Annotated in this window: 27 protein-coding genes; 13 read left to right on the forward strand and 14 right to left on the reverse strand. The window is 60.6% G+C overall.

Annotated elements, in window-relative coordinates:
- Positions 1 to 13 precede the first annotated feature (13 nt).
- Positions 14 to 838: a glycoside hydrolase family 16 protein gene (locus EV281_RS11720; protein ID WP_132653278.1), complete on the forward strand. Its 825-nt coding sequence runs from the start codon at positions 14 to 16 to the stop codon at positions 836 to 838.
- 3 nt (positions 839 to 841) lie between these two features.
- On the opposite strand, the gene EV281_RS11725 is transcribed toward EV281_RS11720, so the two are convergent.
- On the reverse strand, positions 842 to 1,723 hold the full coding sequence (locus EV281_RS11725; RefSeq protein WP_132653279.1) for a LysR family transcriptional regulator: 882 nt from the start codon (positions 1,721 to 1,723) through the stop codon (positions 842 to 844).
- A 99-nt stretch (positions 1,724 to 1,822) separates the two neighbouring features.
- On the opposite strand from EV281_RS11725, the gene EV281_RS11730 reads away from it, so the two are divergent.
- From EV281_RS11730 to EV281_RS11740, 3 genes are read left to right on the forward strand one after another with little or no spacing between them, the layout of a single operon-like run.
- Positions 1,823 to 2,602 carry an SDR family oxidoreductase gene (locus EV281_RS11730; RefSeq protein ID WP_132654260.1) on the forward strand — a complete coding sequence of 260 codons (780 nt, stop codon included), beginning with the start codon at positions 1,823 to 1,825 and terminating at the stop codon, positions 2,600 to 2,602.
- 10 nt (positions 2,603 to 2,612) lie between these two features.
- A complete protein-coding gene (locus EV281_RS11735; protein ID WP_132653280.1) occupies positions 2,613 to 3,317 on the forward strand; it encodes a ribonuclease activity regulator RraA in 705 nt (234 codons plus the stop codon).
- Positions 3,314 to 4,240: a dihydrodipicolinate synthase family protein gene (locus EV281_RS11740; RefSeq protein ID WP_132653281.1), complete on the forward strand. Its 927-nt coding sequence runs from the start codon at positions 3,314 to 3,316 to the stop codon at positions 4,238 to 4,240. Before EV281_RS11735 ends, EV281_RS11740 begins: the two co-directional genes overlap by 4 nt.
- A 39-nt stretch (positions 4,241 to 4,279) precedes the next feature.
- On the opposite strand, the gene EV281_RS11745 is transcribed toward EV281_RS11740, so the two are convergent.
- The 3 genes from EV281_RS11745 to EV281_RS11755 all read right to left on the reverse strand — a co-directional run bounded on the left by EV281_RS11745 (position 4,280) and on the right by EV281_RS11755 (position 7,469).
- On the reverse strand, positions 4,280 to 5,239 hold the full coding sequence (locus EV281_RS11745) for an NAD(P)-dependent oxidoreductase (protein WP_132653282.1): 960 nt from the start codon (positions 5,237 to 5,239) through the stop codon (positions 4,280 to 4,282).
- A gap of 80 nt (positions 5,240 to 5,319) precedes the next feature.
- Entirely contained in the window at positions 5,320 to 6,516 is a 1,197-nt protein-coding gene (locus EV281_RS11750) for a LysR family transcriptional regulator (RefSeq protein ID WP_165911880.1), read from the reverse strand.
- A 32-nt stretch (positions 6,517 to 6,548) separates the two neighbouring features.
- On the reverse strand, positions 6,549 to 7,469 hold the full coding sequence (locus EV281_RS11755; protein WP_132653284.1) for a methylenetetrahydrofolate reductase: 921 nt from the start codon (positions 7,467 to 7,469) through the stop codon (positions 6,549 to 6,551).
- Between the two features lie 416 nt (positions 7,470 to 7,885).
- Here EV281_RS11755 and EV281_RS11760 point away from each other — a divergent pair, with 416 nt between their 5' ends.
- Genes EV281_RS11760 through EV281_RS11780 form a run of 5 tightly spaced genes read left to right on the forward strand, consistent with a single transcriptional unit; the run spans position 7,886 to position 12,211 of the window.
- Complete coding sequence (locus EV281_RS11760) at positions 7,886 to 8,845, forward strand: VOC family protein (protein ID WP_132653285.1); 960 nt, start codon at positions 7,886 to 7,888, stop codon at positions 8,843 to 8,845.
- A gap of 3 nt (positions 8,846 to 8,848) precedes the next feature.
- Positions 8,849 to 9,577: a PIG-L deacetylase family protein gene (locus EV281_RS11765; protein ID WP_132653286.1), complete on the forward strand. Its 729-nt coding sequence runs from the start codon at positions 8,849 to 8,851 to the stop codon at positions 9,575 to 9,577.
- The gene (locus EV281_RS11770; protein WP_207896871.1) at positions 9,577 to 10,248 is read left to right on the forward strand and encodes a 4-carboxy-4-hydroxy-2-oxoadipate aldolase/oxaloacetate decarboxylase; all 672 of its coding nucleotides are present in this window, start codon (positions 9,577 to 9,579) and stop codon (positions 10,246 to 10,248) included. The genes EV281_RS11765 and EV281_RS11770 overlap by 1 nt, the downstream gene beginning before the upstream one ends.
- Before the next feature lie 4 nt (positions 10,249 to 10,252).
- Complete coding sequence (locus tag EV281_RS11775; protein ID WP_207896874.1) at positions 10,253 to 11,299, forward strand: 4-oxalomesaconate tautomerase; 1,047 nt, start codon at positions 10,253 to 10,255, stop codon at positions 11,297 to 11,299.
- Between the two features lie 45 nt (positions 11,300 to 11,344).
- Positions 11,345 to 12,211 (forward strand): DUF1932 domain-containing protein, encoded by an 867-nt coding sequence (locus EV281_RS11780; protein WP_132653288.1) that lies wholly within the window; start codon positions 11,345 to 11,347, stop codon positions 12,209 to 12,211.
- A 148-nt stretch (positions 12,212 to 12,359) separates the two neighbouring features.
- On the opposite strand, the gene EV281_RS11785 is transcribed toward EV281_RS11780, so the two are convergent.
- From EV281_RS11785 to EV281_RS11800, 4 genes are read right to left on the reverse strand one after another with little or no spacing between them, the layout of a single operon-like run.
- Positions 12,360 to 12,686: a YciI family protein gene (locus EV281_RS11785; protein ID WP_132653289.1), complete on the reverse strand. Its 327-nt coding sequence runs from the start codon at positions 12,684 to 12,686 to the stop codon at positions 12,360 to 12,362.
- The gene (locus tag EV281_RS11790) at positions 12,686 to 13,483 is read right to left on the reverse strand and encodes a class III extradiol dioxygenase family protein (RefSeq protein WP_348631026.1); all 798 of its coding nucleotides are present in this window, start codon (positions 13,481 to 13,483) and stop codon (positions 12,686 to 12,688) included. Before EV281_RS11790 ends, EV281_RS11785 begins: the two co-directional genes overlap by 1 nt.
- Before the next feature lie 36 nt (positions 13,484 to 13,519).
- Positions 13,520 to 13,873, reverse strand: a complete 354-nt coding sequence (locus EV281_RS11795) for an extradiol ring-cleavage dioxygenase (RefSeq protein WP_132653290.1) — start codon at positions 13,871 to 13,873, stop codon at positions 13,520 to 13,522.
- A complete protein-coding gene (locus EV281_RS11800) occupies positions 13,866 to 14,576 on the reverse strand; it encodes an alpha/beta hydrolase (protein ID WP_132653291.1) in 711 nt (236 codons plus the stop codon). Before EV281_RS11800 ends, EV281_RS11795 begins: the two co-directional genes overlap by 8 nt.
- 201 nt (positions 14,577 to 14,777) lie before the next feature.
- Here EV281_RS11800 and EV281_RS11805 point away from each other — a divergent pair, with 201 nt between their 5' ends.
- From EV281_RS11805 to murA, 3 genes are all read left to right on the forward strand, one after another.
- The gene (locus tag EV281_RS11805) at positions 14,778 to 15,512 is read left to right on the forward strand and encodes a GntR family transcriptional regulator (RefSeq protein ID WP_132653292.1); all 735 of its coding nucleotides are present in this window, start codon (positions 14,778 to 14,780) and stop codon (positions 15,510 to 15,512) included.
- Between the two features lie 156 nt (positions 15,513 to 15,668).
- Positions 15,669 to 17,081 (forward strand): aminomethyltransferase family protein, encoded by a 1,413-nt coding sequence (locus tag EV281_RS11810; protein WP_132653293.1) that lies wholly within the window; start codon positions 15,669 to 15,671, stop codon positions 17,079 to 17,081.
- A gap of 192 nt (positions 17,082 to 17,273) precedes the next feature.
- Positions 17,274 to 18,587 (forward strand): UDP-N-acetylglucosamine 1-carboxyvinyltransferase, encoded by a 1,314-nt coding sequence (gene murA / locus EV281_RS11815; protein WP_245508259.1) that lies wholly within the window; start codon positions 17,274 to 17,276, stop codon positions 18,585 to 18,587.
- 86 nt (positions 18,588 to 18,673) lie between these two features.
- Here the strand turns inward: murA and EV281_RS11820 are convergent, their stop codons facing one another.
- From EV281_RS11820 to EV281_RS11840, 5 genes are read right to left on the reverse strand one after another with little or no spacing between them, the layout of a single operon-like run.
- Positions 18,674 to 19,372 carry an ABC transporter ATP-binding protein gene (locus tag EV281_RS11820; protein ID WP_132653295.1) on the reverse strand — a complete coding sequence of 233 codons (699 nt, stop codon included), beginning with the start codon at positions 19,370 to 19,372 and terminating at the stop codon, positions 18,674 to 18,676.
- Positions 19,372 to 20,118 carry an ABC transporter ATP-binding protein gene (locus tag EV281_RS11825; protein WP_132653296.1) on the reverse strand — a complete coding sequence of 249 codons (747 nt, stop codon included), beginning with the start codon at positions 20,116 to 20,118 and terminating at the stop codon, positions 19,372 to 19,374. The genes EV281_RS11820 and EV281_RS11825 overlap by 1 nt, the downstream gene beginning before the upstream one ends.
- Complete coding sequence (locus EV281_RS11830) at positions 20,115 to 21,149, reverse strand: branched-chain amino acid ABC transporter permease (RefSeq protein ID WP_132653297.1); 1,035 nt, start codon at positions 21,147 to 21,149, stop codon at positions 20,115 to 20,117. The genes EV281_RS11825 and EV281_RS11830 overlap by 4 nt, the downstream gene beginning before the upstream one ends.
- Complete coding sequence (locus tag EV281_RS11835; RefSeq protein WP_132653298.1) at positions 21,146 to 22,006, reverse strand: branched-chain amino acid ABC transporter permease; 861 nt, start codon at positions 22,004 to 22,006, stop codon at positions 21,146 to 21,148. Before EV281_RS11835 ends, EV281_RS11830 begins: the two co-directional genes overlap by 4 nt.
- A gap of 53 nt (positions 22,007 to 22,059) precedes the next feature.
- Positions 22,060 to 23,235, reverse strand: coding sequence for an ABC transporter substrate-binding protein (locus tag EV281_RS11840; RefSeq protein ID WP_132653299.1), 1,176 nt, complete (start codon positions 23,233 to 23,235; stop codon positions 22,060 to 22,062).
- Between the two features lie 333 nt (positions 23,236 to 23,568).
- Between EV281_RS11840 and ppk2 the strand changes: the two genes are divergently transcribed.
- Entirely contained in the window at positions 23,569 to 24,477 is a 909-nt protein-coding gene (gene ppk2, locus EV281_RS11845; protein ID WP_132653300.1) for a polyphosphate kinase 2, read from the forward strand.
- A 132-nt stretch (positions 24,478 to 24,609) separates the two neighbouring features.
- Here ppk2 and EV281_RS11850 read toward each other — a convergent pair whose 3' ends face one another.
- Positions 24,610 to 25,452 carry an ABC transporter permease subunit gene (locus EV281_RS11850; RefSeq protein ID WP_132653301.1) on the reverse strand — a complete coding sequence of 281 codons (843 nt, stop codon included), beginning with the start codon at positions 25,450 to 25,452 and terminating at the stop codon, positions 24,610 to 24,612.
- Position 25,453: the final 1 nt, after the last annotated feature.

Here is a 25,453-nt window from a genome sequence, read left to right on the forward strand (position 1 = left end):
GGGAGAGAGAAAAATGCATCACGCGAAATTTGCCGGACGATTTGCGCTTCTGATCGTTATCGGCCTTTTCGGCCCACCAGGCCCGCGGCCCAGCGAGGCAGAAGAGCCGCTCAACCTTGACAATTTCCAGATGACCTTTGCCGAAGACTTCAACACGCTCGACGTTTCGGCGTGGGGCGAGAATGGATCACGCTGGATTGCTCATACACCGTGGAACGGTGATTTTGGGGATGCGCGTTTTACCGATCCGATGGATGGTTTCCCCTTCACGGTCAATGATGGCATCTTGCGGATCGAGGCGCGGAAAGAGGCGGATGGTAAATGGCGTTCCGGTCTGCTCGCCTCGACCAATCCGAAGGGCGAGGGCTTCTCGCAGAAGTTCGGCTATTTCGAAGCGCGCATGAAGCTGCCGCCTGGCAAGGGTGTCTGGCCGGCTTTCTGGCTGATTGGGCTCGATCGCTCCAAGTTCACCTCGGAGATCGACGTGATCGAATATTACGGGCGTGCGCCCGGCGAGTTCAGCATGGGCTATCACGTCTGGCGCCCAAGCAACCAGCACACGACGGACGGCCATTTGACGAATGTGCCCGAAGGTTCGCTCAGCAACGACTACCATACGTTCGGTGTCGATATCGGCCTGCAGAGATCAACCTTCTATCTGGACCGCAAGCCGCTCTGGAGTTTCGATACGCCGCCAGAATTCCAGATGCCCTTCTATCCGCTGGTCAATTTGGCTCTCGGATCGGGCTGGCCGATCGATGAAACGCCGAATCCGTCCTATCTGCTGGTCGACTACATTCATGTCTATCAGCGGAAGAGCCTGGTTTCCGGCGGATAACGGCTAGAGCCGGATACCAGTCTGCGAGCGTTTCAGCGCATCGAGCACGATGCCGGTCAGCCGGCGGGATGGCGAACTGCGCGGCCACAGCAAACCGACCTCGCGTGGTGGGAACGGCACGGGCAGTTCGAGGATGGCGATGTTGAGGCCTTCCGGCCAGGGCCTCGCCCAATCCGGCACCAGCGAAATACCGAGCCCATTGGCAACCATGACCGAGATCGCTTCCAGCGAGTCGAGTTCCAGACGTTCGGCCGGCTTCAGGCCCTGTTTCTGCAAATATTCATCGGCGAGGCGTCCGCCCCAATTATTGCGATCGTAGCGGATGAAGGGGCGGGTTTTCAGAAGATCGTGCGGGTTCTCGCCCTGACAACCGGCGGGGGCGAGCAGAACCAAGCGTTCGGCCCGCAAGAGCTCCCACTCCAATGTCTTCGGTATCAGGAAGGGCGGCTTCACGAGGATCGCCGCGTCGATATCCCTGTCAATCAGCCTCTGATAGAGATCGGTGGAGGGGCCGGGCAGCAAGAAGACCTCGACAAGCGGCATGCTGGCGAAGACCTCATGCAAGGCGGACGGCAGCAAGCCTGTCAGCGCGGTGGTGATGGCGCCGAGGCGAAGTTCGCCTGATGGCAGATCGGCATTGGCGAGGCTGCGCAGATCGCGGACTTCAGCGAGAATCCTGCGGCTTTTTTCGATGATGGCGTGACCTGTATCGGTGGGCCGGACGCGGCGGCCGACGCGGGTCAACAGTGGCACGCCGACATCGTCTTCCAATGCCTGCATGCGCTGGGCAACGGCGGCAGGTGTTATGCCAAGGCGGCGGGAGGCCTCCGCCAGTGATCCAAGTTCGGCAACCAGAAGAAAAGTATCGAGAAAGCGGGTCTCCATAAGAATAGATTTTCTATCTTCTGAAATCAGAAAAGGCGAGATTTTTCTTCTTCTTGCGATCGCCATAATGCGAGCGGAACAGGAGTATCTGCCTTGGATATGCAAATGAATGGAAAGACCGCGCTGGTCTTTGGCGCAGGCGGTGGATTGGGTGGCGCGATCGCTCGCTCGCTGGCTGCCGAAGGCGTTCGGGTTGCCGTTGCCGATATCGATGAGGCCGCTGCCGCAAAGACGGCGGAAGGCATTGTTGCCGCAGGGGGAAAGGCACTGGCCATCGGCTGGGATATCGCCGATCTCTCCGTGATCGAGGCAAGGTTGGCTTCGGTCTCCGAGGCTTTCGGACCCGTCGATATCCTCGTCAACAATACGGGTGGACCGCCCCCGACGCCGGCTGCCGGCCAGGCGGCCGAAACCTGGTCGAAATATTTCGACATGATGGTGCGCTCGGTGATTGCCGTGACGGATGCGGTGCTGCCCGGCATGAAGGCACGCGGCTGGGGTCGTATCATCACGTCCACCTCCTCGGGCGTCGTGGCGCCCATCGCCAATCTCGGGATCTCCAACAGCCTGCGCCTGGCACTGGTCGGCTGGTCGAAAACGCTTGCCCGAGAGATCGGCCGCGACGGGATCACCGCCAATATTGTGTTGCCGGGGCGTATCGCGACCGGCCGCATTACCTTTCTCGATGAACAGAAGGCCAAGCGCGAGAACCGGCCCGTGGAAGAGGTCACCGCGGAAAGCACCGCCTCCATCCCGGTTGGGCGTTACGGGCGGCCGGAGGAATATGGGGACACGGTTGCTTTTCTGGCGAGCCCGCGTGCATCGTATATTACCGGCTCCGTCATCCGCATCGATGGCGGGCTCATCCAGAGCATATGAGGTGCGATAAATGTCTCTCGATCCAGCAGCCATCGAGACCCTGAAAGGCGTCTCCACGGCGACGCTGACGACCGTGCTCCTGAAAAAGGGGCTGAGGAATGTCTGGATGCGCGGCACCAAGCCGTTGAAGCCTAGCCAGGAACGTGTGGTCGGTCCCGCTTTCACGTTACGTTTCGTGCCGGCGCGCGAGGATCTGGCAACGCCCGAAAGCTGGGCCTCGCCAATCTCCACGCGAGCGGCAATCGAGGATATGCCGGAAGGTTGTATCGCCGTAGTCGATGCGATGGGCGTGCAGGATGCCGGCATCTTCGGCGACATTCTCTGTGCCCGGATGATGAAGCGCAAGGTTGCGGCTCTCGTTACGGATGGCGTGGTGCGCGATCTGGAAGGCGTGCTCGCCAGCGGATTGCCTGTCTGGTGTGACGGCATGGCGGCGCCGCCTTCCGTTGCCGGATTGACGTTCGTCGGCTGGCAACAGCCGATCGCCTGTGGTGGTGTTGCAGTCTTTCCTGGCGATGTCGTCGTCGCCGATAAGGACGGGGCAGTGCTGATCCCGGTGGGACTCCTCGATGCCGTGCTTGCCGAAGCGCCGGAACAGGAGCGTATGGAAGGCTGGATCATGACCGAAATCGACCGGGGCGTACCGCTTCCCGGTCTCTATCCCATGAATGCCGAAACAAAGGCACGCTATCAGGCATGGAAGGACGCACAATGAGCTTCGGGACCGACGCAAAGGGCGTCTACGCAATCGCAACCACGCCGTTCCTGCAGGACGGCACCCTCGACCCGCCGTCGATCGATCGGCTGACCGACTTCTATCAGGATAGTGGCGTCACCGGCATGACGATCCTCGGTATCATGGGCGAAGCGCCGAAGCTGGAGCCCGCTGAATCGCGGGCGATCATCCGCCAGGTCGTCGGTCGCTCGACGGTGCCGGTCGTCGTCGGCGTCTCGGCGCCGGGTTTTGCGGCGATGCGCTCGCTTGCCCGGGATGCGATGGACATGGGGGCCGCCGGTGTCATGATCGCGCCGCCACCGGCGCTCCGCACCGACGAGCAGATCGTCCAATATTTTGCGCAGGCGGTCGAAGCCATCGGTACTGACGTTCCCTGGGTACTGCAGGATTACCCGCTAACGCTGACGGTCGTTATGTCGGCGAGCGTGATTGCGAAGATCATTTCCGATCACCCCTCCTGCGTTATGCTCAAGCATGAGGACTGGCCGGGGCTGGAGAAGATTTCGAAGCTGCGCGCCATGCAGAAAGCCGGCGAGTTGCGGCCTTTCTCGATCCTTTGCGGCAATGGCGGCATGTTCCTCGATTTCGAACCGGAACGCGGCGCGGACGGCGCCATGACCGGCTACGGTTTCCCCGATATGCTGGTCGAACTGGTTGGCCTCTTTGCTGCCGGCAAACGTGACGACGCGCATGATCTTTTCGACGCGCATCTGCCGTTGATCCGCTATGAACAGCAGCTCGGCATCGGTCTCGCCGTGCGCAAGCATGTGCTCATGCGCCGGGGTGTCATCGCCTCGGATGCGCAACGCAAACCCGGAAGTGCGCTCAGTGCCACGGCGCGCGCCGAGGTCGATTATCTGCTGCGCCGTCTCGCGCGGCACGATCCGCGCGCACCCGTCTGACGGGATGGCTCCTCGCGTTACGCGGGGAACCATTGATGTTCAGAATGCGGGTTCGACCTCCGTCCCGCACAGTGCAGCAATGATGTTGTCTGCGGTCTGAAGCCCCGTCCGCTCGACGGCAGCCGTCGTCTGCGAGGCGATATGCGGCGTCAGGATGACGTTCGGCGCTTTCAGCAGCGGATTTTCCGGATTGATCGGCTCTTCCGAAAAAGTGTCGAAGGCAGCGCCCGCAAGCTTGCCGGAATGCAGCGCTGCGGCAACGGCTCGCTCATCCACCAATGCGCCGCGGGCTGTGTTGATCAGCAGCGCGCCTGCTTTCATCCGGCTGATCGCTGCCGCGCCGATAAGGCCCGCTGTTTCCGGCTTTGCAGGGCAATGGAGGCTGATGATATCGGCTGTTTCCAATAGCTCCTCGAAGGCAACCGCGGTCACGGGAAGGCCTTCCGTACGCGGTGCGCCACCCGGTCTCGCGGCAATCACCCTCATGCCCAGCGCATGCGCCATTGTCGCCAGTCGTCCGCCGATAAGGCCGAGTCCGACGATGCCAAGCGTTCTGCCTGAAAGTTCGCGGCTCTGATACCCACCTCGGTCCCAATGACCGTTTCGCATGCGATCGCTCAGCCGCGGTAAGTCTCGGCCCAGAGCCATGACCATCGAAAGCGCCAGTTCGGCAACCGCACTGGCGCCGGCTTCCCCGGCCGTCGTGACCGCGACACCGGCATCGCGGGCGGCTTGCAGATCGACGCTATCGACGCCAGCGCCGTGCTTGGCGATGATCTTCAGAGAGGTTGCCGTTTCGATGATCCGGCGCGTGATCGGCGGGTTGCCGCGCAACAGGATTGCGTGGATCGGTCGCTTACTGACGGCTTCGAGGAGAGCCCGCTCGTCCGGCATCGCATTGGTGAATTCGAGTGAGATGCCAGCCTGTTCCAATCTTTCGCAGGCTGGTTTCGCCAGCGCATTGCTGGTCACGAGCACGCGGTATTTTTCTTGCCTCATATGCACTTTCCCTGAGGGTCAGGCGCAGCAACATATTGCGTTGTGTCGCTTGCCGAAAGTCCGGAAGAGGGACGCAAAGACTAGTCCAGCCCTAGCGAGTACTCCCTCAATAAAGTCAGAAATTCTGCCTGAAGGGCTGTCGGCAGCCAGTGGCAGCGCAACGTGACGCCGACAGGGCGGCGGGAAGCCGGCAGCGGATAATTGATCACGGAGAGGAAGCCCGCCTGCAGTTCATAGCGGATCTGATGGCGGGAGAGCAGGGCCAGATGATCGGATTTCAGGAGCACGCCCCTGATCGCATTGAGCGACCCGGTTTCGATGCTCTGGCGTGCAGGCTTGTCTGCAGGAAAGCTCGCGGCCATGGCGTTGAAGGTCTCGCGCGAAGGCGTGTCACGGCGGGCGACGACCCAGGGATAGTCCGCGAGATCCTTCGAAGCGATCTCCCGGCACTGTTTCAGCGGATGGTCGGCCCGTCCGACGATGCTGAGTTCGAAATCGAAGAGTGGCTCCTGACGCAGTGTCTTGGAGACAAGGTTCTTTCGCAACGCGCCGACGAGGATATCGATACGGCCACGCTCGAGGGCGTCAATCAGGACTTCATAACTGCCTTCCATGATTTCGAAGCGCGCATGCGGATAGCGGTTGGCGAGAAGAGCGATTACGTCGGGTACGAGGAAAGTGCGGGTCAGCGGCAGCGTGCCGATCGAAATACGGCCGGCATAGTGGTTGCGAGCCTCCAGGAGTTCATCACGCAGGCTTTCGAATTCGGAAAGTGTCAGGCTGAACCAGCGAGCGGCGGAAAGTCCGTTGGAGGTCAGGCGGACATTCCTGCCGGAGTTTTCGAAGAGGGGAATGCCGATCGTAGCTTCTGCTTCGCGGGCGGCGCGCTGCACGGCTGGTTCTGATAGTTCCAGCATGCGGGCAGCGGCGCTGAAACTGCCGTGCTCGGCAAAACCCGTGATGGCGTGCAGGTGCGACCACGTCAGACGCGTTTCGATGATACCGCTCGCCGCTTTTGCTATCAGCGTACAGGCCTGGTGGATGAGGTCACAAAGGCGGCGCAACCGCTGCAGGGCGATCGTTCCTTCCGCCGTTAGCGCCATGGCGTCGCGCGCGATAAGGGGCGCGTCCAGAAACTCCTCCAGTCGTCGCAAGGCCTGTGAGGCTGCCGGCTGGGTGATGCCGAGGGTACCTGCCGCCGATGTCAGCGAGCCGGTCTCGGCGCAAGCGACGAATAGCCTGATGTGGCGGAGGTTCGGATGGGTCGGCGTCGGCATGGATCTTCCTGAAAGCCCGCGGCCGGGCGCCATCAGGGTAGCGCGATAGGTGTTTCGACGGAACGGTGTTTGTTCATCCAGTCTGCCGCCACCTGGATGCCGCCTAGAGGGAAGATGTGCAGCCGGCTGATGAGGCTTTCCGGCTTTCTCGCCTTATGATCGGCAAGGGCAGCGACGAGATCGGTTGGTTCATAGGGAAGCAGCAGTTTGCTTATGTCCATGGCGCGCTTATGCAGCACCTTCATGGATGGACCGATACCGCAGGAGATCGCGTATTTGATCAATGTCTGGAGTTTTGCCGGGCCGGCGATGCCGATATGAATGGGCATTGTGACACCGGCCTCCTGAATACGCTCCGCCCAGTCGATGACAGGTTGAGCGTCGAAGGTGAACTGGGTTGTGAGGGCGAGTTTCGCATCGGTTCGAGAAGCGAAATCCTGCTTCCAGCGGAGTGCCTGATCGGCAAGGGCAGTCGATCCGTCCGGATCGACATCACGGCTGCCCTCCGGATGGCCGGCAAAATGCAGATGCGTGAAGCCGTGATGATCGAAAAGGCCGGTCTCGATCAATTGCATCGAGCTGTGAAAATCGCCTATGGGCGTAACCCTGCCGCCGCCGAGCAGCAGCGCCTGGCGGACATTGGCTTCGCTGCGGTAGCGTGCGAGCCACTCTGCCAGCGTGCTGCGATCGGGAATGCTGCGGGCCGGGATATGCGGCATGACTGGAAAACCCTGCGCGTTCAGCCGCCTTGCCGTCGTCACCATGTCCTCGATCGGGGTTCCGTCGAGGTGTGCGATATAGACACGTGTCCCGATCGGCAGAAGCGCGCGGAAATCATCGATCTTAGCGGCGGTGCGCGGCATGATCTCGATCGACCAGCCGGCGAGCATGTCTGCGAATTCCGGTTCCGGAGCGTGCCCTCTCGACTTGCCGGCGAAATTTAGTAAGGCCATTTCCTCGCTCCCTTCGAGCGCTCCTCCGCACTTCAAAATGTATACATTACAAAGTCAAATTCAATCATTATGAGTCGATATTCGTATTAATTGCCGAAATTCAGCAGGCATATCGCATTATAAGTATGCATTCTGTCGCGGAAATGGGAACTGAATTGCATGAAAGCGGCCTGATCCGCGACAGTTTCTGGCCGGGTCGGTGGTCGTCGGAGGAGAGTTTTGGCGGCCGTCCTTTCCGCCCGCTTCCATGGTCATCTGTAACCCCAGCTTATGACCCGTCAGCAGAACTAAATTGTCTGTTGCCGACATCCTTCCTAGTGTTTTCGACAGCAAACGAATGTGGAGGCGGTCGCCCGCGAGGAGGATCATCATGAGATTTTTGAAGGCCGGCGAGGCGGCTACCAGGGATTTGTCGCATGACCGAATCCTGCTTTGATGTCGCCCATCTCGGGCATGTGGAGCTCTATAGCGACCGTTTCGAGCAAAGCCTCGATTTCTTCACGCGGGTCTACGGGCTCACCCCCAGCCTGATCGAAGACGGCGTCGCCTATCTGCGTGCCTTCGACGATTACGAATTCCACACGTTGAAGCTTGTGCGCCACCATACGACCGGTGTCGGCCATGTCGGCTATCGCACCTGGTCGCCGGAAGCCCTGGAACGGCGGGTGAAGGCGATCGAAAAGATGGGCTGCGGTATCGGCTGGGTGGAGGGCGATGCGGGGCATGGGCGTGCCTATCGCTTCACCGATCCGGACGGCCATATTTTCGAGCTCTATTACGACACGCAAATCTATGAGGCGCCCGAGGGCGAGCGTCCGGCGCTGAAGAATATCGCGCAGCGCTACCATGGCCGTGGCTGCTGCCCGCGTCGGCTCGATCATATCAATCTGCTTGCAAGCGATGTCAGGGCGATCCGTGATTTCATGACCAGGGCGCTCGGCAGCCGGGTGACGGAGCAGATCCAGCTCGACAACGGACGGCTTGGCGGCTGCTGGTTCACGGTCAACAACAAGACCTATGATATCGCCTATTCCGAGGACCATACGGGGGCGAGGGGTCGTTTCCACCATGTCACCTATGCGGTCGATCAGCGCGAGGACATACTGCGTGCCGCAGATATCTTCCTGGAAAACGGGGTTCATATCGAAACTGGACCGCACAAGCACGCAATCCAGGGCACCTTCTTCCTCTATGTCTGGGAGCCGGCGGGCAATCGCGTCGAGCTCGCCAACGCCGGCGCGCGGCTGATCCTGAGGCCCGACTGGCCGACCGTCACCTGGACGGAGACGGAACGCAAGAAGGGTCAGGCCTGGGGCCTGAAGACGATCGAAACATTTCATACGCATGGCACGCCGCCTGTGGCGAGGAAGGACTAGTTCATGGCAAAGACGGCCTTGGTCATCAGCGCCCATTCAGCGGACTTCGTCTGGCGCTGCGGCGGCGCGATCGCGCTGCATCAGGAAAAGGGTTACGAGGTCACCGTCCTCTGCCTGTCCTACGGCGAACGCGGCGAGAGCGCCAAGCTCTGGAAGAATGCCGGGATGACGCTGGAGAAGGTGAAGGCGGGGCGGCGCGTCGAGGCCGAAAATGCGGCCAAGGCGCTTGGTGTGCACGATATCCAGTTCTTCGATCTCGGCGACTATCCGCTGGTCGTCGATCAGGAGGCAAAGTTCCGGCTGGTCGATGTGATCCGTGCCGTGCAGCCGGAATTCATGCTCAGCCATTCCAAGTGGGATCCCTACAATACCGATCACATGTATGCGACGCAGGTGGCGCTCGAAGCTCGGATGATCGCGCAGGCCTGGGGGCATAATCCCGGCGAGAAGATCCTCGGTGCACCACAGCTCTATCTCTTCGAGCCGCACCAGACCGAGCAGATGGAATGGAAGCCTGACGTCTTCCTCGATATTTCACCGGTCTGGGAGAAGAAGTGGGCGGCGATCCAGTGCATGGAGGGGCAGGAACACCTCTGGCAATATTACAAGAACGTCGCAGAAAACCGCGGCAACCACTTCATGCGCAATTCCGGCGGTCAATCGGGCGGCCGCAAGGCGACGCATGCTGAAGGCTTCCAGTCCGTCTTCCCGCGAACCGTGGATGAACTCTGATGAGTGTCGTCGTTCAGAACATCGAGCGGGCGGAGCAGTCCGTCATCGATCGCCTCGCTGCCTGCGGGGTGGCGACCGTGCATGAGGCGCAGGGTCGCAAGGGACTGCTTGCGAGCTACATGCGGCCGATTTATCCAGGCGCTAGGATTGCGGCGAGCGCCGTTACCATTTCCGCGCCTGCAGGCGACAACTGGATGCTGCATGTGGCCATCGAACAGATCAGGGAAGGAGATCTCCTGCTGCTCGCCCCGACCAGCCCTTGCGAGGATGGCTATTTCGGCGATCTCTTGGCAACGTCGGCCATGGCAAGAGGCTGCCGCGGGCTCGTGGTCGACGCCGGTGTGCGCGACGTTGCCGATCTCAAGACGATGAATTTCCCGGTCTGGTCCAAGGCGATCTTTGCGCAGGGCACGGTCAAGGAGACGCTGGGTTCGGTCAATATTCCAGTCGTCTGCGCCGGCGCGCTGGTCAATCCCGGCGACGTTGTGGTCGCCGATGACGACGGGGTCTGCGTCGTGCGGCGGGAAGAGGCGGCCGAGGTTGCCGCAAAGGCGGAGCAGCGTGTTGCGGCAGAAGAAGACAAGCGGCGGCGGCTTGCCGCCGGCGAACTCGGTCTTGATATCTATAAGATGCGGGAGCGACTGGCGGAGAAGGGGCTGAAATATGTCTAAGCCCATTGCGCCAGAGGGTGTACGCTGCATGTGGATGCGCGGCGGCACGTCCAAGGGCGGCTATTTTCTGGCAGAAGACCTGCCGAAGGACCGCGATGATTTTCTGCTCCGCGTCATGGGGTCGCCCGATCCACGGCAGATCGACGGTATGGGAGGTGCAGACCCCCTGACGTCCAAGGTGGCCGTGATAAAACGGTCGGAGCGGTTCGGCGTCGACGTTGATTACCTCTTCCTGCAGGTTTTCGTCGATGAGCCAATCGTCACCGATGCGCAGAACTGCGGCAACATCCTTGCCGGTGTCGGACCCTTCGCCATCGAGCGCGGCCTGATCGAGGCTGGGGATGGGCAGACGGATGTGCGCATCTTCATGGAAAATACCGGCCAGATCGCTACCGCGAAGATATCAACGCCGGGTCGTCGCGTGACCTATGCAGGGGATGCCCGTATCGACGGCGTGCCGGGCGCGGCAGCTGCAGTGCCGATCACTTTTGCCGATACCGCGGGTTCGAGCTGCGGTGCGCTTCTGCCGACGGGGCACGCGGTCGATATCATGGAAGGTATCGCGTGCACGCTGATCGACAACGGTATGCCCTGTGTCGTCATGCTGGCCAGCGATCTCGGCATCGCGGGTACGGAAACGCCTGACGAGCTCGAAGCCAATAAGGAACTGCGGTCGAAGCTTGAGGCGATCCGGCTAAAGGCCGGACCGAAGATGAATCTCGGTGATGTCACGAAGAAATCGGTGCCGAAGATGACCATGATCTCGCCTGCAAAAGCCGGCGGTGCAATCTCGACGCGCACCTTCATTCCGCATCGTTGCCATGATGCGATCGGCGTGCTCGGTGCCGTCAGTGTGGCAACGGCCTGCCTGCTGCCGGAAGGCCCGGCAGCAGAACTGGCTGTCGTGCCCGATGGCGGCGAGAAGCTGATCTCGGTCGAGCATCCGACCGGCGAGATGAGCGTGATTGCAACGGTCAGGGATGGTGTGGTGACTGGTGCGGCCGTGCTGCGCACCGCTCGCAAGCTTTTTGATGGATATGTCTTTGCATAGGCGCAGCACGCGGGCGCGACGTGACCCCTGCAGGTGGAGGCTGGCATGAGGATCGGATTTCTTGGGTACGGCGAAGCGGCGAGGGCATTTCACGAGGGACTCAGCCGGCCTGACCTGCGCTTCATTGCCTATGATATCCTGCTCGCCTCCAATGGAGAGGCCGTGCGGGACGCGATGCGGACGCGCGGCGCCGAGATTTCGGAGACTATTGCCGGGCTTTCGGCGGCTGACTGGGTGTTCAGCGCCGTCACAGCCGATCAAAGCCTGCTGGCAATCGAGCCGCTCCTGCCGAACCTGCGCCAAGGGCAGGTGGTGATCGATATCAATTCGGTCTCTCCCGGCAGAAAGCGGGAAACGGCCGCCGCTGTGGAAGCGACCGGCGGCGATTATCTCGATATGGCCGTCATGGCGCCGGTGCATCCGCGAAAGCACCAGACGCCGGTACTGCTTGCCGGAGCGCCGGCCGAAAGATTGTTGCCTGAACTTCTGGGCCTCGGTTTTGCTGCCGAGATTGTAGGCATAGCGCCCGGTGCCGCGACAGCGATCAAGATGGTACGTTCGCTTTTCGTGAAGGGACTGGAGGCGATCACCGTCGAGGCTTTGCTCGCGGCAAAGGCATCCGGTTGCTACGACGAAATCCTCTCCTCGCTCTCCGGTTCTTTCCCCGGTCTCAGCTGGCCGCAATTTGCCGAATACCAGATGGAGCGGACGACCCGGCATGGCCGGCGGCGAGCGGCTGAAATGCGAGAGAGTGCCGCAACGCTCAATGCACTCGGGCTTCGCGGCGGGTTGGCGGCAGAGATCGCCGAAGTGCAGGAGCGCATGGGCGGCTGCGGCGTTGATCAGACCGAAGGATTGGAAGAATCCGTCGCACGCGTGCTGGAGCTTCGATTGAAGCCGGACAAGAGCTGAGCAAGCAAGGGTCCGTCACGGCTTGGGTGAGGGGGCCGTAGCTCGCAAGCGACCGTCCCTCGCGTTCCGGCCGTTCCCTCTCTTGCTTCGCCGGCCCCCTCATCGCCCCTCTCCGGGGCATCCCTACCGCTCCTGGCGGAACCCGGATCTATGCTCGTGGCGTCATCGGATCGCTGATGCGTCCGGCCTGGAATGTCGCGGGCAGCGCCGTCAGTTCGATCTTTGCCACGATACCTGCCTTGTTGAAGGGGTCGCCTTCTGCAAAGGCCTTCGCCTCTGAGATACCGGTCGCTTCCAATATGCCAAAATTGCCAATGGCGGTATCGTTCTCATCTTGGAGAGCAGAGCCGATCAACACGATCGTAAGGCCCTCGCCACCGGATTGCACCCAGGCGCGATGAGCGGGCCGGTGGAGATCGCGGGCCGCATCCTGACCGGCGTGATGCAGGCAGCGCATGAGGAAGTAGGCGGGCATCAGGCGGCGTTTTCCAGAACGACCATGCCGGCGCCGGTCATGGAGGCCGGGGCATGATAGTGCTTGTGGATGAGGTTGACCCGCTCGTCCATCGCAGCACGCATGACCAGCCACATGATGAGTTCGGCGCCTTCGGAACCGAATTGCTCGACGTAATCTTCGCGGCTCATGGCGCTGTAGGTTTCCGGATTGATGGCAATGCCATTCAGCCAGGCGCGGTCGGCTGCCTGGTTGATGAATCCGGCGCGGGCACTTTGAAGCTGGTGCGACAGGCCACCGGTACCGAGGATGACGACGCGTTCGTCGCCCGGCCAGCTTTCAATTGCCTCACGCAGCACCTTGCCCAGCTCCCAGCAGCGCTGCGGTGTCGGGATCGGGTACTGGATTGTGTTCACCCAGATCGGCAGGACCTTGACGGGCCAGCGTTCCGGCCGGCCGAAGAAGAGCGCCATCGGCACCTGCAGGCCGTGATCGACCTCGATTTCGCGGCAGATCAGCGGATCGAAATGACGCTCGACAAGCTTGTCGACGAAATGCCAGGAGAAATCGACGGCGCCTTCGAAGCTCGGAATGGCCCGCGGTCCCCAACCTTCATCGACCGGATGATAGGTCTCCGCCACGCCGACGGCGAAGGTCGGCACACGGTCGAGGAAGAAGCTGTTGCCGTGATCGTTGAAGGCAACGACGGCGATATCGGGTCGCGCCTCGCGCATCCACTGCTTGCCGGCCTCGTAGCCGTCGAAGAAAGGCTTCCAGTCGGGCGTGTCGCGCAGGCCTTTGTCGAGTGCGGCGGCGATCGAGGGGACGTGCTTGTTCCGAGGCCGCCGATGATCTTAGCCATGTCTCTTCTTCCCCAATCTTCCGTAGAGAAAATCCTCGTGCGATATGCCGGCCTGTGCGGCACCGATCTCCGTGATCGGCGTCGGGTCGACAGCGGCGATCTTGAGGATGAAGAACAGATTGCCGCCGAGGCGCACCATTTCGCGCCAGTCACGATTTTTGACAGCGGTCTTCTCTTCGTCACCCAGGCCGAACCGAGCGAGGTAGCTATCTTCGTCCGCTTTGAAGGCTTCGCGATTCTCCGGCTGACTGAGCGCCATCGCCATCTTGTTGAGCCGATAGCCACGGATCGAGCCGGCTCGATCGAAGAGCGGCGTATCGGGAATGGTCGCGGTCTTCTCAAGCATTCACTCCTCCAAATCTGCGCGTCAGCCAGCCGATGATTGCGGCCGTAACTTCGGCGGGCCGCTCCACCGGGGCGAAGTGGCCGGCATCTTCGATGATGACGAGTTCCGTATTCGGTGCCGCGTCGGCGATTTCCTGATGCTGGGTAATCGGGCTCCAGCCGTCGTGGCGCGCGGCGACGAGCAGGATGGGGCAGCTGAGTTCGGCCATATAAGTGCCGGCATTCGGTCGGTCGATCAGCGCGCGGATTTGCCGCTCATGCACATGAGGACCGGCTCGCAGCACCATAGCGTGCAGGCTGGTCATCAGTCCGGTATCCAACAGACTGGCAGGGTTTACCATGGGCGGCAGCCACTCGTCGGCCAGGCTCTCCATGCTGCGGTGGCCGAGATCGATCATCTGCTGACGCCTGATTTCCTCGCCCTCGCGTTTCGGGTGGTGGCCGGTGTTGGCGAGCACCAATCCTCGGATACGATCCGGCGCGATGCGTGCCATTTCCATGGCTACACGGCCGCCCATGGAATGGCCGACGGCGATCAGGTTGCCTTCAGTGTCGGCGAGAACGCTCTCCGCCATGCCCAATATCGAGGAAGTGTGGGAAACATTGGCCGCGTGCACTGGCATCCGATGCGCTACGGCGTCGGCAAGCGGTGCCCAGACAATGCCGTCAGACACGAGCCCTGGAATGAGCACGAGCGTTGCCATTATTTTTCCTCCCGTAAATCAGACATCATAAATGTATACATCATGTCAAGAGACGGCTGCGTTCTGTTGCGATAAATACTGTTTTGACAGGGGGGTGTTGCTATGATGCATACAATTCTGTGATAGCATGCTGATTTAGGCTGGGGTTTTGTATGCGTTCGCGCTGCTATATACATTTAGCCGGGGATTGGGAGGGCGCTGATGAAGCAGAGTGAAGCCGCAACGCATGGCCGTCGCGCTGTTATCGAGTTGCGGGAAAAGATTTTGAGCGGCGAATTGCAGGGCGGTACGCGGCTCTTCGAAGTTCCGTTGGCGGAGGCGCTCGATATTTCGCGTACGCCGGTGCGCGAGGCGATGTCGCGACTGACTGAGGAGGGGCTGCTGGATCGTCTGCCGAATGGCGGGTTCGTGGTTCGTCGTTTCGGTTTTGCGGATGTGGTCGATTCCATCGAAGTGCGCGGTGTGATGGAAGGCATGGCGGCAAGACTTGCGGCCGAGCGCGGCGTTGCGCCCGATGCGCTAGAAGATATCAAGCGGACCGTGCTCAGGCTCGACGACTGTTTCGGCGAGCAGCTCGACGATGTCGATTTCGACGCCTATTCCGATCTGAACGAGAAATTCCACCATCAGCTCGCCGCGCTCGCCGGCAGCGAGATCATTCGGCGTGAGGTAGAGCGGGCAAGTTCGCTACCCTTTGCCTCGCCATCGGCTTTCCTGCCCGACAAGGCGGATATTGCGGCCTTCCGCCGTTCGCTCCGGTCCGCGCAGGACCAGCACAGAGAGCTCGTCAGCGCGATCGAGGCGCGCGAAGGCAGCCGCGCGGAGGCGATTGCCAGGGAGCATGCCCGCACGGCCCGACGCAATCTTGAATACATTCTGGCGGAAGACCCAGCCCTGATCGAACAGATCAGGGGGCTTGCGCTCATCCATCGCTAATTGCAGGCAAATCGCGATCTGCAGGGGCGGCTTACGGCCGTCCTTTTTCGTTTTCGTCGTATCGATGGCTGCTCGGCCGGCAGAAAATGGACTTGCAATCTGATTGCATTGGGCATTTCATGTATACATTATCGCATACCAATGGGAGGATATCAGGTGGCGAAATCGAGCCTATCAGAAGTTTTGAAGTCGGCCGGTAATACAGTTGAGCTGCTGCGCAATTCCAAAATCGGGATGTATGTCTACCCGGTCGTTGCGGCCGAGTTTTCCAACTGGCGCTCGGAGCAGGCAGCATGGCGCAACTCCGCCGTCCTCTTCGACCAGTCGCACCATATGGACGAACTCACCGTTGAAGGCCCTGACGCGGAGAAGTTTCTTGCCTATCACGGCATCAACTCCTTCTCGAATTTCGATACAAACCGCGCCAAACATTTCGTGCCGGTCACACCAAACGGTCATGTCATCGGTGATCAGATCATCTTCCGCGAGCGTGAGGACAAGTTCATCCTCGTCGGCCGCTCGCCGACATCGAACTGGCTGATGTTCTGCGCCGCTTACGGCAAATGGAATGTCCGGCTGAAATATGATCCACGTTCGCCCTCGCGACCGGAAGGCGAACGTGTGCTGCGTACGCATTACCGCTATCAGATCCAGGGACCGGATGCCCCGAAAATTTTCGAGAAGATGAATGGCGGGCCGATCCCGGATATCAAGTTCTTCCATGTCGATAAGATCAAGGTCGGCTCAAAGACGGTGAATGCGCTGCGCCACGGCATGTCCGGCGCGCCGGGCCTGGAAATCTGGGGTCCTTACGAAGACAAGGCCTATATTCTCTCGGTGATCCTGGAATCGGCGAAGGCAGCCGGTGTCGATCTGGTGCGCTGCGGCAGCCGCGCCTATTCGACCAATACGCTGGAATCCGGCTGGATCCCGTCGCCGCTGCCGGGCATCTATACCGGTGATGGCATGCTGGCGGCCTATCGCGACTGGCTGGGCGCCGACAGCTACGAGGCAACAGGTGCCATCGGCGGCAGCTTCGTTTCCAGCAATATCGAGGACTACTACGTCAATCCGTTCGAACTCGGCTATGATTTCTATATCGGCTGGAAAAAGGACGACTTCATCGGCAAGTCCGCGCTGGAGAAGCTGAAGGGGCAGACAAGCCGCAAGAAGGTGACTTTCGAGTGGAATGCCGAAGATGTCGTCAACGTCATCGCCTCGGCTTTCCGTCCGGGGGAGGATCATTTCAAGTGGATCGATTTCCCGCAGCCGAACTATGCTTCGACCAGTGCCGACAAGATCATGCGTGACGGCAAGATGGTCGGCATGTCGATGTTCAACGGCTACAGCTACAACGAACGCTGCATGCTCTCGCTCGGCATCGTCGATGCCGACGTCAAGGTCGGCGACGTTCTGACGCTCGTCTGGGGTGAACCCGACGGCGGTTCCGGCAAGACCTCGGTCGAGCCACACAAGCAGGCGGAAATCCGCGTGCGTGTTTCACCCACCCCCTATTCCCGTGAAGCTCGCGAGAATTATGCCGACAGCTGGCGTAGCAAGAAGAGCTGAGATTCGACACCACCATCCACGGTGTTCACGACGGCGCCTGGGAGGGCGCCGTTTTTATGCGTTCCTAGGGTAGCCGCCGGTCAATGGCGGCGCTAAAAACAGCCACTCTTTCCCGATCGGCGATCACTTCGATGTCACAATGACAACGCAGATATGCCCTCTGAAAAATCGAATCGAACAAGGATGACATCAGTGGCACAGGCCCAGCCGCATGAGCGAATTCAGTATATCGTTGAAGGCGGGCACCGTCTTGCCGGCGAGATCCAACCGAGCGGCAACAAGAACGCCGCGCTTCCGATTATTGCCGCGTCGTTGCTGACCGACAAGCTCGTGTATCTGACCAACGTGCCGCGCATCCGCGATGTCGAGGCGCTGGTCGAGCTGATCCAGTCCGTCGGCGCGGAGGCACGCTGGCTCGGCCGCAATGAACTCGAAATCGAAGCGAGCGATCTCAAGCCTGCCGATCTCGACCCCGGCCTTTGCGCCCGCATCCGCGCATCCATCCTGCTGGCCGGGCCGATGCTGGCACGCTGCGGCGAGATCACGCTGCCGCCGCCGGGCGGTGATGTCATCGGCCGCCGCCGTGTCGACACGCACTTCTTGGCGCTCGAGCAGCTCGGCGCCGAAATCAACGTCAACGGTTCCTACAGCTTCCGGGCTGAGCGCCTTCGCGGCGCCGACGTGTTCCTGGACGAACCTTCGGTTACGGCGACGGAAAACGCGCTGTGCGCGGCTGTGGCCGCCAAGGGTAAGACGATCCTGCGCAACTGCGCGTCCGAGCCCCATGTTCAGGACCTTGCGCATTTCCTCATTGCCATGGGCGCGAAGATTGAGGGCATCGGCACCAATACTATGATTATCCACGGTGGCCAACCGCTTGCCGGTGCGTCACACCGCATCGGTCCTGATCACAACGAGGTAGGCTCGCTGATCGGCCTTGCTGCCGTCACCGGTTCCGAGATCGTCATTCGTCGGGCAGGTGTGGAGCATCTGCGTTCAACGCTGATGACCTTCGAACGTCTCGGCATCCGCTGCCGCATCGAGAGCGACGATCTCGTGGTGCCGGCCGGGCAGGAGATGAAGATTCAGCCGGATTTCGGCGGGCATATTCCGAAGATCGAAGACCAGCCCTGGCCGGCATTTCCGGCCGATACGATGTCGATTGCCATCGTGACTGCCTCGCAATGCGATGGCGTCGTGCTGATGTTCGAGAAAATGTTCGAAAGCCGGATGTTCTTCGTCGACAAGCTGATCGCCATGGGTGCACGCATCGTGCTTTGCGATCCACATCGCGCGATTGTCGCTGGTCCTTCCAGGTTGCGCGCTGCGCAGGTGGAGAGCCCTGACATTCGTGCCGGCATGGCGATGCTGATCGCCGCCATGTGCGCCGAAGGCACCAGCGTCATCAACAATGCCCAGCAGATCGAACGCGGCTACGAGCGGATCCAGGAGCGGCTGAATGCGCTTGGTGCGCGGATCACCCGCGTGCCGCCGCGCGAGATTTGATTCTTAAAGCGTTGCATGCAACGCTTTAAGCTATTGTTTTCGCATGTTGTTATCGCAAACCGCTGCACACTTTTGCGCGACATGCTTTAGACGCTGAGATGCGCGTCGAGGGTCTCCGGTGAGGCCAGAAGCGCTTCGGACGTATTGCGGTAGGTAACCGCGCCACGTTCGAGCACGATAACCTCATCCGTCAGCGGCAGTACTTTGCGTGCCTTCTGCTCGACGATGATCGCCGACATGCCTTCGCCGGTGACGATGCGGCGAAGTGCGGCCAGAAGCTCGTCGACAATGATTGGAGCGAGGCCTTCCAACGGTTCATCGAGCAGCAGGACTTTTGGATTGAGCATCAATGCGCGAGCAATGGCGAGCATCTGCTGCTCGCCGCCCGAAAGCTGGTTGCCAAGATTGCGGCGGCGTTCCTGCAGGCGTGGGAACATGTGATAGACGCGGGTGACATTCCACGCGCCGGGGCGGGCGCTTGCCGTCAGATTTTCCTCCACCGTCAGCGAACGAAAGATGTTGCGCTCCTGCGGCACCCAGCCGATGCCGAGCGGCGCGCGCTGCTCGGCCCGCAGCCGCGTGATGTCGCGCTGCTGCAGATGAACGGAGCCGGCGTGGTGGGTGGTGACGCCGATGATGGTGTTGAGCAGAGTGGTCTTGCCGGCGCCGTTGCGGCCGAGCAATGCCAGCGAATGGCCTTCTTCCAGCGTGAAATCCACCTTGGCCAGCACATGCGCTTCGCCATAACCGGCGATGAGACGCTCGACCCGCAGCAGTTCGGCCATCAGGCATCCTCCCCGAGATAGATGGCTTTCACCTGCGGATCCCTGGAGATCTCGGCGACGGTTCCCTCGGCAAAAAGCGCGCCGGCGGCGAGCACCGAGATGCGGTCCGCGAAAGAGAAGACGAGATCCATGTCGTGTTCGATCAGCACGACTGTGACATTGGCCGGCAGTTCGCGGACGATGCCGAGAACCTCGTGGCGCTCCTCTTCCGGGACGCCGGCGGCCGGCTCGTCGAGCAGCAACACTTTCGGCTGCATGGCAATCGCCAGTGCGATCTCCAGCAGGCGCTGCTTGCCGTAGGGCAGCAGCGTTGTCTGAGTGCCCATGACATCAAGGAGGCGAAAGCGCTCCAGAAGGGAGGCTGCTTCATCGGCGACCTCGCGGTCCGCTGACAGCGACCGCCAGGCGAAGCGGCCATGGCCTTTGCGCTCGCTGATCGCCAACATGACGGAATCGAGCGGCGTGAAATCGCCGAAGAGCTGGTTGATCTGGAAGGTGCGCGAGAGGCCCTTGCCGACGCGGCGATAGGAAGACAGGCCGGTGATATCGTCGCCGCCGAGCAGGATCTGGCCGCTGTTCGGCGACAGAACGCCGGTCAGCAGGTTGATGATCGTGGTCTTGCCGGCGCCATTTGGGCCGATCAGGGCGTGGCGAGCGCCCTGGCGAACCTGCAGCGAGACATCGTTAGTGGCGACGAAGCCGCCGAAACGTTTGACGAGATGACGGGTTTCGAGGGCGAGCGTCATTTGCTTTCCTCCGCGACGGCGTGCTGTACCCGGGCCTCGCGCTTGCGCGCCGAGCCCGGCAGGAGGGTTTGCCAGCGTGTCAGACGCTCGCGGCCGATCAGAACCATGATGATGAGCACGAGGCCGATCCAGAACATCCAATATTGCGGTGTGATGACTGATAGCCAGTTGCGCAGAATGGAGAATACGACCGCGCCGAAGACGCCGCCATAGAGATAACCGACGCCGCCAATGACGAGCACCAGCAGCACCTCGGCTGAGCGGTGGAAGGCGAGTACGTCAGGCGAGACGAAGCTGGTTGTCTGGGTCAGCAGCGCGCCGGCGATGCCGGCATATACGGCCGAGATCGTGTAAATCGCGACGATGCGACGGGTGGGCGAAATGCCGAGCATGGAGGCGCGGCGCTGGTTGCGCTTGATCGCCTTCAGCGACAGGCCAAAGGGCGAATTGACGATGCGGCGGGCGACATAGATCAGAATGACAAGCACGATCAGGCAGTAAATGTAGCCGGTCCGGCCCCAGAGATCGAATTCGAAATAACCGAGGATCGGGTTCAGCATCACACCGCTCAGTCCGTCGGCGCCGCCGGTGAGCCAGGCTGCCTGATTGACGACTTCAGCGAGCAGCATTGCGACGCCAAAGGTGGTCATGAGGCGCGTCAGATCGGAGCCCCGCAGGATGAGGAAGCTCGTCAGGAATCCGAAGAGGCCACTGGCGAGGCCGGCTGCCAGCAGGCCGATAACCGGCTCGCCGGAGACATGGATGGCAAAGAGGCCGGCCGTATAGGCTCCGAGGCCGAACAAGGCGGCATGGCCGAGTGAAATGATACCGGCATAACCGAGGATGAGATCCAGTGAGATCGCAAAGAGCGCCAGGATAGCTATCTCCGTCAGGATCAGCATTTGCGACGGCAGGACGAAGATTGCGGCAATAGCGACCAGCCAGAGGGCAAATTCCCAGATTTGCCAGCGGTCGGCGCGCATCAAGAGCCCCATGGCTTCCTTGGAGGCGTTGTTGCATTCGCCGCTCATCGGCCGCCCTCCCGGGAGAAGAGGCCATGGGGCCGCAGGATCAGCACAAGGATCATGACGGCGTAGATGATGAAGGCGCCGAGCTGTGGAACGTAATATTTGCCGGCGACATCGGCGATGCCGAGCAGGAGCGCGGCAATGAAGGGGCCAGTGATGGACGAGGTGCCGCCGACAGTGACGACGATCATGAAATAGATCAGATATTTCAGCGGAAAGTTCGGATCGAGGCCGAGCAGTTCAGTGCCAAGCGCACCGCCGAGGCCGGCAAGGCCGGAGCCGAGTGCGAAGGTCAGCGCGAAAATGACGGATACGTTGATGCCCAAACCACGAGCGACGCGCCCGTCATCGACGGCAGCGCGCAGCTGGCTGCCGAAACGGGTGCGGGTGAGCGCCAGTTGCAGCGCGATGGTCAGCACCGCGCAGATAACAATGATGAAGAGCCGGTAGCGGCCGATATCGATGCCCAAAAAGCCAAAGCGGCCGCTGAGTTCCGGCGGCAGATTGATGAGCTGCTGCTGGCCCCCCATGAAATAGTCGATTGCTGCGATCGACATGAAGACGAGACCGATGGAGAAGAGCACCTGATCGAGATGCGATGACGAATAGAGGCGGCGGTAGAGCAGCCGTTCGAGTGCTACTCCGACAAGTGCTGTTACAATGAAGGCGGCTGGCAGGCACCAGTAGAAGGAGATGCCGTAGCGGTTCATCATGATAACGGTGATGTAGCCGCCGGCCATCGCGAAGGCGCCATGCGCGAGATTGACGAAATTCATCAGGCCCAGCGTGACCGACAATCCGCAGGCGAGAACAAAGAGAAGCATGCCATAGGCGATGCCGTCGAACAGGATTGTCAGCATGAGACCTCACTGCATCAAGCGGCGGAATTGCTTCCGCCGCCTGCTTCCTAGGCTTACTTGGAAGCCGTATTCGGATCGTGGATCTTCGGATAAGTCGCGAACTCGACATTGTAGAGCTCGCCATTCTTCTCCTTGACCTCGCGCATGTAAATATCTTGCACGATGTCGCGGGTATCAGGGTCGATGGTGATCGGGCCGCGCGGGCTGACGAACTCCATGCCCTTCATGGCTTCGACGAGCTTGGTTCCGTCCGTATCGCCACCGGTCTTTTCAAGCGCGGCATAGGCGACATGCATAGCGTCATAACCGCCAACCGACATGAAGTTCGGGCGCATGTTCTTGTTGGCCTTGCGGACTTCGGCGACGAAAGCCTTATTTTCCGGGCTGTCGTGATCGGTCGAATAGAAATGACCTGTTATGACGCCCTTGGCCGCCAGGCCCATGCCGTTCAGCAGATCGTCATCAGTCACGTCGCCGGTGGCGATCAGCTTGATGCCGGCATCTGCGAGGCCACGATCGACGAACTGCTTCATGAAGATCGCGCCGACGCCTGAAGGCACGAAGACGAAGAGGGCATCAGGCTTCGCATCGCGCACACGCTGAAGGAAGGGTGCGAAATCCGGGTTCTGCAGGGGGACGCGGAGCGCTTCGACAACCGTGCCGCCTTCCTTCTTGAACTGATCGGTGAAGCCCTTTTCGATGTCGATGCCCGGACCGTAGTCGGTCACCAGCGTGACGACGCGCTTCAGGTTGTTCTGGACGGCCCAGGTGGCGACCGGCACGGCGGATTGCGGGCCGGCCATCGAAGTGCGCACGAAATAAGGCGATTGCTTCATGATGGCGGAAGTCGTGGCCGAGGTGATGATCGCCGGGATTTTTGCCTGGTTGAGAACCGGGGCGACGCCCATGGCAAGCGGCGTGAGGCCGAAACCAACGAGCATCTTGACGCCGTCATTGACGACGAGTTCCTGGGCGATGCGGCGGGTCTGGTCGGCTGTGCCGGCATCGTCGCGCAGGACAAGCTCGATCTTCTTGCCTGCAACCGTATCGCCATTAATTGCCATGTATGCGCGAGCGCCGGCCTCGACTTGGCGTCCGGTCGACGCAAAGGGACCCGTCATCGGCAGGATGACGCCGATCTTCACCGTTTCCTGCGCAAATGCAGGCACGCCGGCAAGCGTTGCGAGTGCCGCGCCGGCTATCAACAATCTTCTCGTAAACGAAATCATGTATACTCCTCCCATTGTTGCGCATCATATCTCTCTCCCGAAGATATGCCCGCGACCAGAACGTTTTTCCTCTCTCCTCCAGAGGAAAAAGCTGATGTCGCGAAATAGCTCAGCAACATCAATGTATACATAAAACTTGACATGGCACAAGCTGCCGCCGCCTGTCAGGTCCGCCATTTGGGTCCGATGAAACGGCCATAAAAGGCCTGATAGGTGGTGTCTTACGCCTCCAGATTTTGGGTTTGGCCGAAGCAAATTTTCGATCGTCGCAACTCTGTCATATAGCTATGGCGAGAACGTGCTTTATCGAGCAAATGGAATAGGGAGCGCGCCATGATCGAAAACACCCAGCTCGACCGTATCAAGAATGAAATTGCCGACAGCTTCGATGAGGAGCTGGAAATGCAGATGGAGGAGGACCGGCTTGACGAGCTCGTTGCCGAGGGGATGTCCGGTCCGGCGGAGCAGACGCTCGACCGCAAGCTCTATTTCCGCGAACTCTTCCGCCTGCAGCATGAACTGGTTCGTCTTCAGGATTGGGTTCAGTACAAGAAGCTCAAGGTTGTCGTCCTCTTCGAAGGTCGCGACTCCGCTGGCAAGGGCGGCGCGATCAAGCGCGTGACCCAGCGCCTCAATCCGCGCGTCTGCCGCGTCGTGGCGCTTCCGGCGCCGACCGAACGCGAGCGGAATCAGTGGTATTTCCAGCGCTATACGCCGCATCTGCCGACGGCAGGCGAAATGGTGCTCTTCGACCGCAGCTGGTACAACCGTGCCGGCGTCGAGCGTGTCATGGGTTTCTGCACGAAGGACGAGCTGGAGGAGTTCTTTCGCTCCGTACCGGAATTCGAGCGCATGCTGGTTCGTTCCGGCATCATCCTTATCAAGTACTGGTTCTCGATCACTGACGAGGAACAGGAATTCCGCTTCAACATGCGTATTCACGATCCATTGAAGCAGTGGAAGCTGTCGCCGATGGACCTGCAAAGCCGAGTCCACTGGGAGGAGTATACAAAGGCCAAGGAAGAGATGCTGGACCGCACTCATATTCCGGAAGCGCCGTGGTGGGTCGTCCAGGCCGTGGACAAAAAGCGGGCACGTTTAAACTGCATCGCGCACCTGCTGACCCAGGTTCCCTACGAGGATGTGCCGAAGGAAGCGATCGTCCTGCCCGAACGCGTGCGCCACGACGATTATCACCGCATTCCGGTTCCGCCAGAAATGTACGTTCCCGAAGTCTATTGATTGAAAAGGCTGCTGCCGGAAACCGGCAGCAGCTTAGACTGAAACGCGTCGCGGTCTTTCAGACTCGCTCGTACGCTCTCTTTTGCGCATGTTCCTATTGCAACGCCGCTGGGCACTTTTGCGACATATACTTCAATGCGCCGACTGTTGCTTGGCGCGGGCGACGATCTGCGTCGGATTGACGAATTGCAGCGCGATGATCAGCCAGAAGAGTGTCGTCACCATATAGACCACAGCCATCGCGTCGATGGACTGGCCGGCCCGCACCCCTGAGGCAAAGACCGCATAATAGAGTGATACGACGAGGGTCTGGGTCTGCGGCCCCGATATCAGGAAGGTCAGCTCGAACATGGCGAGAGTGCGCACGAGCACCAGCAGCAGGGCGGCCAGCATGCCAGGCAGCAGGAGCGGCAGCAGGATGCGGATGAAAAGGCTCGTCGTGCCGGCGCCGAAGACGCGGGCGGCTGCCTCAATCCGTGGATCGATCTGCTCGATGAAGGGGATCATGACGAGCACCACGAAGGGGAAGGACGGCACGAGGTTGATCAGTACCACGCCCCAAAAGGTGCCGCCAAGGCCGAACTGATAGAGCACGGTTGCGAGCGGAATGCCGTAGGTGAGCGGCGGGATCAGCAGCGGCAGCAGGAAGAGCAGAATGATGGCGCGCTTGCCGGGAAAATCGCGCCGAGCCAGCGCGTAAGCTGTCATCACACCAAGAATGCCGGAGATGATGACGACGATGAAAACCATCTCGAAAGTGACGATCAGCACGCTGGAAAGCTGGAACTCGCTCCACGCGCTGAAATACCAGCGGTCGGTCCATCCGCGCGGCAACCATGTCCCGAGCCAGCGCGTTGCGAAGGAATTGAGGATAACGACCGCGATGACGGCAAGCAGATTGAGGACGAAAAGGCTGGCGAGCGCCCAGACGGCGAAGCGCCAGATCTTCGAGGTAAGGCCTTGGTCACGGATCATG

This window comes from Rhizobium sp. BK418 (assembly GCF_004341105.1).
Lineage (GTDB): Bacteria > Pseudomonadota > Alphaproteobacteria > Rhizobiales > Rhizobiaceae > Rhizobium.